This is a genomic window from Pantoea sp. GbtcB22 (assembly GCF_019091025.1).
GTDB lineage: Bacteria > Pseudomonadota > Gammaproteobacteria > Enterobacterales > Enterobacteriaceae > Pantoea > Pantoea leporis.
In genome coordinates this window covers 119,983-131,582 of sequence record NZ_JAGXKB010000010.1, presented here as the reverse complement: position 1 = coordinate 131,582, position 11,600 = coordinate 119,983, and the positions used below count along the sequence as shown (strand labels likewise).

7 protein-coding genes and 2 pseudogenes are annotated in these 11,600 nt (G+C 43.5%); 6 read left to right on the top strand and 3 right to left on the bottom strand.

Annotated features, from left to right (window positions below; translation table 11 throughout):
* Positions 1 to 98: 98 nt before the first annotated feature.
* Positions 99 to 842 carry an acetoacetyl-CoA reductase gene (gene phbB, locus KVT28_RS22875; protein WP_217550330.1) on the top strand — a complete coding sequence of 248 codons (744 nt, stop codon included), beginning with the start codon at positions 99 to 101 and terminating at the stop codon, positions 840 to 842.
* Between the two features lie 81 nt (positions 843 to 923).
* Entirely contained in the window at positions 924 to 2,261 is a 1,338-nt protein-coding gene (locus KVT28_RS22870) for a CitMHS family transporter (protein ID WP_217550328.1), read from the top strand.
* A 40-nt stretch (positions 2,262 to 2,301) separates the two neighbouring features.
* Here the strand turns inward: KVT28_RS22870 and KVT28_RS22865 are convergent, their stop codons facing one another.
* Positions 2,302 to 3,189: a GntR family transcriptional regulator gene (locus KVT28_RS22865; protein WP_217550326.1), complete on the bottom strand. Its 888-nt coding sequence runs from the start codon at positions 3,187 to 3,189 to the stop codon at positions 2,302 to 2,304.
* Positions 3,190 to 3,506: 317 nt separating this feature from the next.
* Between KVT28_RS22865 and KVT28_RS22860 the strand changes: the two are divergent.
* Positions 3,507 to 4,340 (top strand): annotated as a pseudogene (locus KVT28_RS22860) (gluconate 2-dehydrogenase subunit 3 family protein).
* Positions 4,341 to 4,559 carry a hypothetical protein gene (locus KVT28_RS22855; RefSeq protein ID WP_254633619.1) on the top strand — a complete coding sequence of 73 codons (219 nt, stop codon included), beginning with the start codon at positions 4,341 to 4,343 and terminating at the stop codon, positions 4,557 to 4,559.
* A 27-nt stretch (positions 4,560 to 4,586) separates the two neighbouring features.
* Here the strand turns inward: KVT28_RS22855 and KVT28_RS22850 are convergent.
* Positions 4,587 to 5,723, bottom strand: a pseudogene (locus tag KVT28_RS22850) (IS3 family transposase).
* Positions 5,724 to 5,960: 237 nt separating this feature from the next.
* Entirely contained in the window at positions 5,961 to 6,992 is a 1,032-nt protein-coding gene (locus tag KVT28_RS22845; protein ID WP_217550324.1) for an aldo/keto reductase, read from the bottom strand.
* A gap of 302 nt (positions 6,993 to 7,294) precedes the next feature.
* Here KVT28_RS22845 and KVT28_RS22840 point away from each other — a divergent pair, with 302 nt between their 5' ends.
* On the top strand, positions 7,295 to 8,224 hold the full coding sequence (locus tag KVT28_RS22840; protein WP_217550322.1) for an AraC family transcriptional regulator: 930 nt from the start codon (positions 7,295 to 7,297) through the stop codon (positions 8,222 to 8,224).
* Positions 8,225 to 8,510: 286 nt separating this feature from the next.
* The gene (locus KVT28_RS22835; RefSeq protein ID WP_217550320.1) at positions 8,511 to 10,667 is read left to right on the top strand and encodes a TonB-dependent siderophore receptor; all 2,157 of its coding nucleotides are present in this window, start codon (positions 8,511 to 8,513) and stop codon (positions 10,665 to 10,667) included.
* The last annotated feature ends 933 nt before the right edge of the window (positions 10,668 to 11,600 follow it).

Here is an 11,600-nt window from a genome sequence, read left to right as displayed (position 1 = left end):
ACAATTTCAACGGTCCGATATTGCTAAAAAAAAGCGCAAGTCGCTTACTGTTAACAAGACGTAAAAACTGTTACATAAATGCATCTGGGAGAGGGGTTATGACCCAACGTATTGCGTATGTCACATCCGGGATGGGAAGCCTCGGAACCGCTATTTGTCGCCGCCTGGCGAAGGATGGTTTTAAAGTAATTGCAGGATGCGGCCCCAATTCTCAACGTAAAGCAGCTTGGCTAGACGATAATAAAAAGCTTGGCTTTGATTTTATTGCTTCAGAAGGCAACGTTGCCGACTGGGAATCAACAGTAAAAGCCTTTGAGAAAATAAAAAATGAAATTGGTGAGATCGACGTATTAGTTAATAATGCAGGCACAGCACGCAACGTGTTATTTAGAGATATGCAACCGCAGGAATGGCAAACGGTTATCAATACTAACATGAACTCATTATTCAACGTCACTAAGCAAGTCGTTGATGGCATGATGTCGCGAGGCTGGGGGCGCATTATCAATATTTCTTCCGTAAATGCGCAAATCGGTCAAACCGGCCAGGTTAACTACTCCACAGCTAAATCTGCAGTCCGTGGTTTTACTCGTGCGCTGGCACGTGAAGTCTCTGCACGCGGCGTGACAGTGAACACCGTCTCACCGGGTTATCTGGCCACATCTAAACTGAAGACGGTCACACCTGTTCAGGTTATTGATAAAATCGTCCAGGAAATTCCAGTCCGTCGTTTAGGTTCTCCACAGGAGATCGCGTCCATTTGTTCCTGGCTGGCATCAGATGAGTCAGGGTTCGCTACAGGCGCTGATTTCTCTGTTAATGGCGGCCTGCATATGGGCTAATTAATTAACAGTAAGTCCGGGTAAAAATCTTCGTAAATTAATTATCACGCATATTAGCAATAATATGCGTTGGAGGCTCTTATGCTCTCGCTTCTGGGATATGGCATGATTGTGGTCTTTATGATCCTCATCATGACAAAAAAACTTTCTGCACTCGTCGCTCTGATTATTATTCCAATAATATTTGCTCTGCTTGCAGGATTCGGTGGAGAGATGGGCGAAATGATGATTGAGGGACTTAAAAAAGTCGCTCCAACGGCCATCATGGTTATTTTTGCCATTCTCTACTTCAGCACCATGTTTGATACCGGATTATTTGATCCCATTATTCGTTTCTTCCTGCGAATAATTAATGGTGACCCGGTTAAAGCAGTTATGTGTAGCGCGGTTCTGGCGGCGATGGTGTCACTTGATGGTGATGGTTCAACCACCTATATGATCTGTGTGACTGCCATGCTGCCGCTGTTCAAGCGCATCCGTCTGGACCCATTAGCATTGACCTGTGTGGTGTTCCTTTCAGGTAGTATCACCAACCTTCTGCCATGGGGTGGTCCATTAGCCCGCGTTGCAGCTTCACTTAAGGTTGAGTCAAGCGATCTGTTTATTCCATTGATCCCAACAATGGTGTGTGGCTTTGTCGGCGTACTGGCTCTTTCGTGGTATATCGGCATTCGTGAACGCCGTCGTTTAGGTAAGCTGAGTATTAATACCAACGGATATGGTTCAGTAACAGAAGATGATGCAGAAAGCTTTCTTCCAGCGATCAATGAGGTTAATGAAGAGCTGCGCCGTCCTAAGTTGTTCTGGCTCAATGCCGGGTTGACCTTACTTCTGATGGGCTCGTTGGTGATGGAACTGTTGCCTCTGTCAGTGTTGTTTATGGTGGCGTTTGCACTCGCACTGCTGATTAACTATCCCCACATTGATGCACAGCGTCAGCGTATTGCAGCGCATGCACCGGCCGCACTTAACCAAACGTCTATCTTCCTGGCGGCAGGGATCTTTGCTGGAATTCTTTCGGGAACCGGCATGGTCACAGCAATGTCAGCTTCTCTGCTGGACGTGTTGCCTGATTCCTGGGGGCCATATCTGGCACCGATTACTGCACTGATTAGTCTTCCGGGCACGTTCTTTATGTCTAATGATGCCTTCTACTATGGTGTACTGCCGGTGCTGGCCGAGGCTGCGAAAGTATACGGTATCGACCCGGTAGAAATTGGCCGTGCATCGTTAGTTGGTCAGCCAATTCACTTACTCAGTCCTTTAGTGGCATCCACTTATCTCTTAGTTGGCTTGGCCGGAGTGGAATTCAGTGACCACCAGAAGTACACCTTCAAGTGGGCATTCCTGCTCTGCATGATCTTCCTGGCATCGGGTCTTTTGTTGGGGCTGTATCCGCTGTATTCACCCGCAGGTTAATATTGATAGAGAAAGAAAATGGCCCGAATGGGCCATTTTTTTATACACTGATGCTGCGTTGTTTCTTGTTTTCCAGCGCCACCGCAAGATGCTGTTTCATCATGTAGGACGCCTCAATTAGCTGTCCAGATTCAATTAGTGACAGCAGGTGCATATGATCTTTAACTTCAGCATAGTAACGGCTACGGTCATCCATGATGCGATAATCCATCAGACGTCGCATGCGGTTAACGTTGCGCAGTGAAATCTCAAAAAATGGGTTGTTTGAGAAGCTAATTACGGTTTCATGAAAACGATAACCGGCAAGCTGCAGCTGGGTTGGAGACAGGCGCTCGATACCACTTTCCAGAAGCATATCCAGTTCACGCTTTATCTCATCAATCTTGTTCTGAGGCGCTTTAAATGTTGATTCGAGAATAGCCATCGGTTCAATTACCATACGAAAGCTGAAAATATGCTCAAGTGCTGCTTTCGTCTTGGCGACTGGTAAAAAACGCCAGCCGTATCCCTGTTTACGCTCAACCCATCCTTCACTGATACCGCGCGCCAAAATGGTGGTGAGCTGAGTTTTAGAAAGGTTATAACGCTTTAACAGGTAAAGTTCATTCACTTCTGATTCAATCTTATCCTGTAACCAATCTTCAGCTAACTGATAGTATTCAGGTAAATCATTGTCGGCTTCGTTTTCATTGGTGCTCTTGAGGGGTGGCGCATAATCCTGCTTAACAAAAAATCCCCTGTTACGCTGCTGCTCAAGTACGCCTTTATGTTCAAGATAGACTAAAGCCTCACGCACCGGTGAGCGTGACACGTCAAAGGATTCTGCCAGCTTTGGCACACTAATGTGCCCACCTGCCACCAATCCGCCACTTTCGATCATCGTTATGATTTTCTGAGATAGTCTTTCTGTAAGAGCACTTATTTTCATGTTGATAGCCCTATGATGTTCAGTCAGAAGGATAAAATTTAACAATATTATTGCATTTAATTCGGACTAAATGCAATTAATGAGTGCAGTTTTGTAAGCACCTAAAGCTATGATTCATTAGGAATTATTTGTCATTTTAATTGTTGTAAACTTACGCGTTTTTCAGGTATTGAGTAACCGCTGCATCCAGTGCCGATGCTGATCTTAACTTCTCTGATCCTGATAACCAAAATTATCTCTTTTAGAGATGGTTTTGAATTTTTGATTTTTGTTTAATCCCCCCTAATCAGCTTTACAATTGCATACACAAAAAAGCTATGTATATGCTTTTATATAAACAAAAAATGCAAAAAAGAATGCCTTTTATTTGTGTTTTAATTTCAATGTCGGGATGTGCGACAAATTCAATGTCAAATCAAAAAACTGGACTGAGCAGGAGAAGTTTCCTGGGCGCAGGAACGCTCATCGCGTTAAGCTCACCTATTGCAAGTGCCGCAACAATTAAAGGGGGAGAAGGTACCCCATGGACAGCAAATGAAGCCTCACCACCACCTAAAATCGATCCTGAACAATGGGAGTTTTTCACGCTAAAAGAAAGGGTTATCGTTGATGCTATAGTTGAGACGTTAATCCCTGCTGATGAACTTAGCCCTAGTGGTAAAGACGCAGGTTGTACCCTCTTTATTGACCGTCAAATGGCGGGCAGATTTGGTCAGGGATCTCGCCTCTATATGAATGGGCCATTTGGTGCGTCACCACCCCCTTCACAGGGAAGACAGTCCTCTCTTACGCCAGCTGAAGAATTCCGGCGAGGGCTTACCGCCTTTAGTAATTATTGCACTAAAGAGTACAAAAAGGCATTTAGCGAACTCAGCGCTGATGAGCGTGAAGCTGCTCTTCACTTGCTTGAATCCGGGAAAATTGTTCTCTAGGGCGAAGTCAGTGGCAAAGATTTCTTCAAAACAATACTCGCGCGCACCATGGAAGGCTTTTTTGCCGATCCCGTATACAGCGGTAACCGCGATATGGTGGGTTGGAAGATGATTGGCCACCCAGGCGCTAAATACGATTATCTTGACTGGATTGAACGCCATAACGAAACCTATCCGCACCCTCCTGTAAGCATTTACGGTTTTACCCACGAGTCCTAAATGAACACTGAAATCAAAAAATTACCTAAAAAAGATATAGTTATTGTTGGCCTTGGATGGGCAGGGTCGATCATGACGATTGAACTCGCCAAAACCGGATTGGATGTCATTGCTTTTGAGCGCGGCCCTTGGAGAGATACAGCTGATGATTTTAACGTTGGCTATGTTCAGGATGAATTACGTTATGTGGTGCAACAAGAGCTGATGATTATGGAGTGACCCCGTTCCCGTAGACATTCACTGTCATCACGACGAGGCCTTTTCGAAGGCCTCTGGACTGACGCCTCCCAGGTGGCTGTGGCGTCGGGTCCGGTTGTAGAACACTTCGATATATTCAAAGATATCAGCCCGGGCCATGTCCCGGGTTCTATAGATCCGCTTTCTGCTGCGCTCTTTTTCTAGCGAACTGAAGAAGGATTCTGCCACTGCATTATCCCAGCAGTTGCCGCGCCGGCTCATGCTGGGTGACAGGTTACTAGCTTGGCAGAACCGTCGGCAGTCATCGCTGCCATACTGGCTTCCCTGGTCGCTGTGTACGATAACGGTTTCCTCAGGCCTTCATCGCCAGAAGGCCATCAGAAGAGCATCCAGCGCCAGTTCGCGCGACACAGTGAGGGTTTCATTGACCAGCCCGCCACATTGCGGGCAAACAGGTCTATGACCACGGCCAGATACAGCCAACCCTACCAGGTCCGTATGTAGGTAATATCCGTTACCCAGACCTGGTTCGGTTTAACGACTGTGAACTCCCGCTGTACCCGGTTAGGCGCAATGACTGACAGACGTCCCCGTGCTCCTCGCGGGATTTTATAGCCATGTACGCCCTTGATTCTGTTCTGCCGCATAATTTTCGCTACCCTGTTTTTACTGCATACCTCTCCGATTTCTCGCAGGTCACTGTGGACCCGCTGGTATCCATAAACGCCGCCACTCAGGGTATAAGAGTCGCGGATAAGCGTCAGCAGCCGCTGATTATCCTGCTTTCCAGTTGATACCGGGCAGTGGAGCAAGACGTAAAAACCGGTACGGGCAACCTTCAGAACCCGACACATCAGTGTGATCGACCAGACCTGACGGTGATCGTTGATGAAGCGGTACTTTAGTCGGGCTCCCTTGCAAAGTACCGCGCCGCCTTTTTCAGGATATCCCGCTCCTCCTCAGTTCGCTGGAGTTGCGCTTTCAACCGGAGGGTCTCCGTCCGGGCATCCAGCAGATCCTGCGCCTTGCGCCCGCTGGCATCAGGTTTTATAGAGCGGATCCATTTATAAAGGCTGTGTTGCGAGACGCCCAGGCGTTCAAAACGTCGGCGACGGAATAGCCCCGCTCGGTGATCTGGCGGACTGCTTCTTCTTTAAACTCAGGGGTAAATCGAGGTGTGCCCATAGAGTCCTCCTATGCTCAAAATATAGGGCAGATTTGTCTATGGGCTCGGGGTCACTCCACTATATAAAAGATTGAACGCACTTTCGACATTAAAGGTTTTTTCACCTATAAGGTGTGTAACGTTAATCTCAGACGATATAAACAGTCATGTTCCACAAGGGGAGGGCACGAAGATGGTAATAGATAGCAAGATAACGTTTGGCTAAAGAATATATAACTTAATATATATAGATTGATTTAAAGTGGCTGATTTGGTGAAGGAAGTCGTTGCAGAATGTCACCCTTTTGTATCCATTCTGGATATCGTAGACCTGTGTCACTAATACGATTAAGTTCAAGAATTTCCTCTTCACTAAGGATAACTTTGAGAGCATTTACATTATCTTTTAATTGATGAATATTACGAGCTCCCACAATGATAGATGTGACTTCTGCTTTAGCAATGAGCCACGCTAAAGCGACTTGTGCCGCACTGACATTATGCTTTTTTCCTATAGTAACAAGCGTATCAATGATATCGTAAGTTTTTTCATGATTAATTGGTGGGAAGTCAATTTTATCGCGACGCGAAATGCCTTGTTCAGAGTGACGATTATATTTACCTGATAAAAAACCTCCTGATAGAGGTGACCACACCAAAAGGCCAAGATTTTGATTTTTTATCATTGGGATTAGTTCATGTTCTATATCGCGCCCAGCAAGAGAATAATAAGCTTGCACTGAAACAAAGGATGATAGATTACGTTTGTCCGAGATTCCCAATGCTTTCATAATCTGCCAAGCTGCTAGATTAGAACACCCAATGTATCTGATTTTACCTTGTCTGACAGCATCCTCAAGTGCTCTTAATACTTCATCAAATGAAGTTAGGGAATCGAAGCTGTGGATTTGATAAAGATCAATGTAATCAGTTTGTAAACGTCTCAAGCTTCCCTCAAGTGCTTCCATCATGTGTACTCTTGATTGTCCGACTTGATTAGGTCCCGGCCCAATGCGAGAGTGAAATTTTGTGGCTAAAATTAAATTATTACGCTTTGTTTTGATCGACTGACCGAGCAGTGTCTCTGATTGCCCACCAGCATACACATTAGCTGTATCTATAAAATTAATACCTGCATCTATGGCTCCATCGACAATGGTTTTCGTTTGGGGTAAATCAAGTCCACCAACACTGTCAAAGGGCGGAGTGTTACGGCCACCGAATGTCATAGCTCCAAGACAAAGTCGTGAAACAAATAATCCGGTATTTCCTAAAGTTCTGTAATCCATTATTACCTCTAAATGATTTTTGTGGTTGGTTCCCTGGTGGGCAGTAGAGTTAGATCAAATAGTAATTTTCAATATCATGATTAATTATAAATTCTATATTTCTTGTCAGCCGATAACTAAAAATCTAGTTATATCTATCTTAATGAGTTAAAAGGTGCATAAGAAACTTTTTATTTGTTTAGGGTAAGTAATGTTTTAAGTTATTCAAAGGTGACATAAGACTCTAATCATAATTGTATAGTTTATTAGAATAATCTATGCTTGATTATCTTCAAAATCATCGCGATCGTACAAGGTGTGGGATGGACCCATTATCAGAATTATTTTCACTTATAGATATGCGAAGTGCTGCTTCTTACAGACTTGAAGCTGGTGGGCAATGGTCATTGCGCTTTCCTCCTCAATCACACTTCAAATTTTGTACCATCCTTCAAGGACAATGTTGGATAACTCTTGACGGGACAAGTCCACAGCGCCTTGTAACGGGGGATACTTATCTTCTCTGTAATTCGCAAGAATATGTTCTCGCTAATGATCTCAATTGCCCTATTGAAGATGGAGCAATGTTGTATACCAAGGCGCAGACGAACACAGTGCATTATGGTGGAAACGAAACAGTCTTAGTAGGAGGTGAGTTCACTTTTGAGACTGGAAATGCCGACCTCTTTTTGGGGACCTTACCTCAGTTTATTCATATAACTACGCAAAACCCTGCTGCAAATCTCCTTTCTGAAACACTAACCGTACTCAATAACGAGTTGATGAACGAAAATCTAGGAAGGACCTTAATGACGAGACGATTGGCTGATATTCTGCTTATTCATACACTTCGTGCATACGTCTCTGGTATTGGAAATGACCGTATAGGGTGGCTGGCTGCACTAGCAGACGTAAAAATCGGAGCAGCTTTGAAGTTGATGCATAATGATGTAAGGCGTTCCTGGACACTTGGGCACCTAGCATCGGCAGTGGCAATGTCTCGGTCAAGCTTCTCATCCCGCTTTAGGGACTTAGTAGGCATACCTCCACTTGAGTATCTCACCCGTTGGCGAATGTATCTGGCACGAGATGCTCTTCGTAATGATAATGTTTCGATTGCAATGCTTGCATCGAATCTGGGTTATTCATCTGAGAGTGCTTTTCGTAATGCTTTTAAAAGAGTGCTCGGATATCCCCCACGTAGCTATTGGCTCGTATCTAAGTCGGAACATTCTTCACATGAAAGGCCATAACTATAATTAGCCGCTATTTACGTGATGAATAAATTGAAATAGGCAAGTTCTTTGCTGATATCAAAATTTCATTTAAAACAAAGAGATAATATAATTTTTGTCCAAAATAGGTAGGGGTTTGTTCCAAAAGCCTCTTAATTTATGGGCTCAATAGTGACTCAAATTTATACGTTCCTGTGATTTGGGATAGCGGCATTTCCATGATGAAAAATGCTGTTCGAGACAGGTGTTATGTTATAACATCACAGCCGAAGAATCCTCATTCATTTTTAACAGGGAGTTCATAATGCGTTCGTTTGCGCGGAAAATACCTCATATCAAACCACTAAGTTTCACGTTATTTGCAGCACTCTGGTCTAATCATGCTTTATCGGAAGATACAATGAACGTCACTGCATCTAACCCTGAAGCAGGCGAAGGATTAGTGGCTACATCAACTAAAAGCGCTACTAAAACACAGACTCCGCTATTAGAGACACCACAGTCCGTTTCGGTTATAACGCGCAAGCAGATGAATGATCAGAATGTAAGGTCTCTCAATGAAGCACTAAGATACACACCCGGCGTCGCAGCGGAACAATGGGGAGGAGTAACTGCTTTTGATCAGTTTTCAATCCGTGGATTCAACTATGGGTCAACGGGATTTAATGACCAGTTTCTAGACGGACTAAGGATGAACAATGGTCTTGTTTATGGCTTTCAGCAGGTTGATCCATTTCTTCTTGAAGATATAACCGTACTGCGCGGTCCGGCTTCAGTGCTCTATGGGCTTGCAAGCCCTGGCGGTGTCATTGCTATGAACAGTAAAATGCCGACTAAAGAGTCGATTCATCATATTGAACTTGAAGGCGGTAATCATCAATATCAGCGTGGATCGTTCGATTTCGGGGGAGAGGCAAATGATGATGGTACAATTTTATATCGAATTGTCGGTACCGCGACTACTCGGGAAGGGCAGGAACGCGGAACGGAATCGAGGAGATGGGCTCTTGCACCATCGGTAACCTTCCAACCCGATTATTATAATAAATTAACACTTTATGCTCGTGTGCAAAATGACCCTAAAATGGGTGCACAAACTTCCTTGCCTGTCGACGGCACAGCAAAGTCTAATCCGAATGGTAAGCTTCCAGTTGATGCATATCCTGGTGAGCCTGATCATAATACTTTCTCACGTAAACAGGCAGCAGTGGGGTATAGTGCCGAGCATTTCTTCAATGATGACTGGTCAACAACGCTTAATGGACGATACAGTGGAGAAACGTCTAAGTACAATGCTGTCATCTTTTCTGGTTTAGAGGCTGATCAGCGTACAATTGATCGTACAGTCGTAGGGTCCAATGAGCATTTCAATACGATTAACCTCGATAACCAATTGCATGGCCATTTTAATACTGGGGATGTTGACCATAAGATCTTACTTGGAATGAGTTGGGATCGTTTTACTGGTCATGCTAACTATGCTAGTGGTTACGTTAGCCCATTAGACATTTATGCTCCGACTTATGGTCAAGCAGTCTTTGGCAATCTAAATGAATGGCAGAACACGCGTGTAATGAATAACCAGACTGGTTTATATGCACAAGACCAGCTGAGTTATCAACAATGGCGTGCAACATTCGGGGTGCGACACGACTGGTCAAGTATTCGTACTAACGATCTGCTGAGTAGCAGCAATGATTTTAAGCAGCGTGATGAAGCGACAACTTGGCGTGCTGGGCTTAATTATTTATTTGAAAATGGTGTCGCACCTTACTTAACCTATGCACAATCTTTCCAGCCAACAAATTCAGTAGATAGTAATGGAAAACCTTTTGATCCATCACGTGGTGAACTTTACGAAGCAGGTATCAAATATCAGCCATCCTCATTGGCTGCACTATTCTCAATAGCTGCATTTAACCTGACTCAAGATAAGGTGCTTACCACTGACCCTGAAAACGTTCAATATTCCGTGCAGGGTGGAAAAATTAGGTCGAGAGGTGTTGAACTTGAAGCTAGGGGGAATTTATCCGACCAATTTAGTGTAATCGGCTCGATGACTTGGCAGGATGTGAAGTACGTTCAGGATAGTGATCGTAATGTTATTGGTAAAACACCTCTGCGTATCCCTACTCGCTTTGGTTCACTATGGTTAAACTGGGAAGCTCCAACTAAAAGTCTGGTTGCTGGACTAGGTGCTGGAGTAGGTGGACGGTTTAGCAATGGTACGAAGGGTGGGACAATGGACGAACAGTTTGATACTGCCGGCTATGGTGTTATGGATGCTGAAGTGCATTACGACCTAGGTTATTTGGCCAGTAGCTTGAAGGGTGGAAAGGTTCAAGTAACCGCACAAAATCTCACTGACCGTAGATATGTCACCAGTTGTTTTACCGAATCCCAAGGCTGCTTCTTCGGTTCTGAACGAGCAATTATAGCTAAGTTGAGCTGGGATTTCTAATTAACGTGATCCCCCTATAAGAACTAAAGGGGGATCTAATAAATGCTCAAGAGATAAATGCCATTAGTCTTAATTGTGATATTTAGATGTTTTAAAATTAACTACTTTCAATAATAAATACTGCAATCCTTTTCGTTGCCATTTAAAAAATGATAATGTTATTTACTTAAATTCCATTTTGTACTTAATTTAAATTATGTGTATTTTTAACGAATTCTATGAATGATCTCTTGTTAATAAAGTAATCATTAAATTATTGAGATGAAAAAATTAAATTACCGAAATATTTAATTTTTCTTCATTGATGGTAGAGAAAATTAATTATCACTCTTTGTTAATGGTGTTATGAACATTTCTTTAGTAGAGGGATTTGTTTCTTTATGACAGCAGCATTTACTTAGATTATTACTCTATTATCAAGATCAACAGCTTCATGAATCTCGATGGGGGCGTCATTTTTATTAGGTTTTAATAATGATGTTATGTTTTTCATTCAATTAGCTACCACTAGGTTTTGATCTTTAAGCTATAATTTTATTCCTGTAACTTGCTAATTATAACTAGTTACTTATATGTTTGATGAGTTATCCATAAAAACGTTACATCTACTGTGAGAATGATTCCAACACCTACGGAACTAATTTATACCAACAACTTTAGGCGCCAGTTACTAAACTTATGCACAGTTTTTTATAGGGTGGCGTTTCCAGCAAGTCTGCAAGGCGGTAACACGCCTCAAAGGCACACAGCGCATGGCAATAATGGCCTCTCCCTGATTCATTAACTTCATATTTGGAAGATCAACATCCATAGAGCTCTGATCATATGTTGGACCGTCAAGATCCCATTTCTATGCCCGGTATGAGGGCAGGAGAGTCATTGCTTTGTATAGCAGTATTAAAAATTGAGGCCACAAACAGCCTGGCCTCATGT

What these genes read in the sequence shown, in the direction of transcription:
- phbB (WP_217550330.1), top strand. Translation starts at nt 99, where the DNA reads ATGACCCAACGTATTGCGTATGTCACATCCGGGATGGGAAGCCTCGGA.
- KVT28_RS22870 (WP_217550328.1), top strand. Translation starts at nt 924, where the DNA reads ATGCTCTCGCTTCTGGGATATGGCATGATTGTGGTCTTTATGATCCTC.
- KVT28_RS22865 (WP_217550326.1), bottom strand. Translation starts at nt 3,189, where the DNA reads ATGAAAATAAGTGCTCTTACAGAAAGACTATCTCAGAAAATCATAACG.
- KVT28_RS22855 (WP_254633619.1), top strand. Translation starts at nt 4,341, where the DNA reads ATGAACACTGAAATCAAAAAATTACCTAAAAAAGATATAGTTATTGTT.
- KVT28_RS22845 (WP_217550324.1), bottom strand. Translation starts at nt 6,992, where the DNA reads ATGGATTACAGAACTTTAGGAAATACCGGATTATTTGTTTCACGACTT.
- KVT28_RS22840 (WP_217550322.1), top strand. Translation starts at nt 7,295, where the DNA reads ATGGACCCATTATCAGAATTATTTTCACTTATAGATATGCGAAGTGCT.
- KVT28_RS22835 (WP_217550320.1), top strand. Translation starts at nt 8,511, where the DNA reads ATGCGTTCGTTTGCGCGGAAAATACCTCATATCAAACCACTAAGTTTC.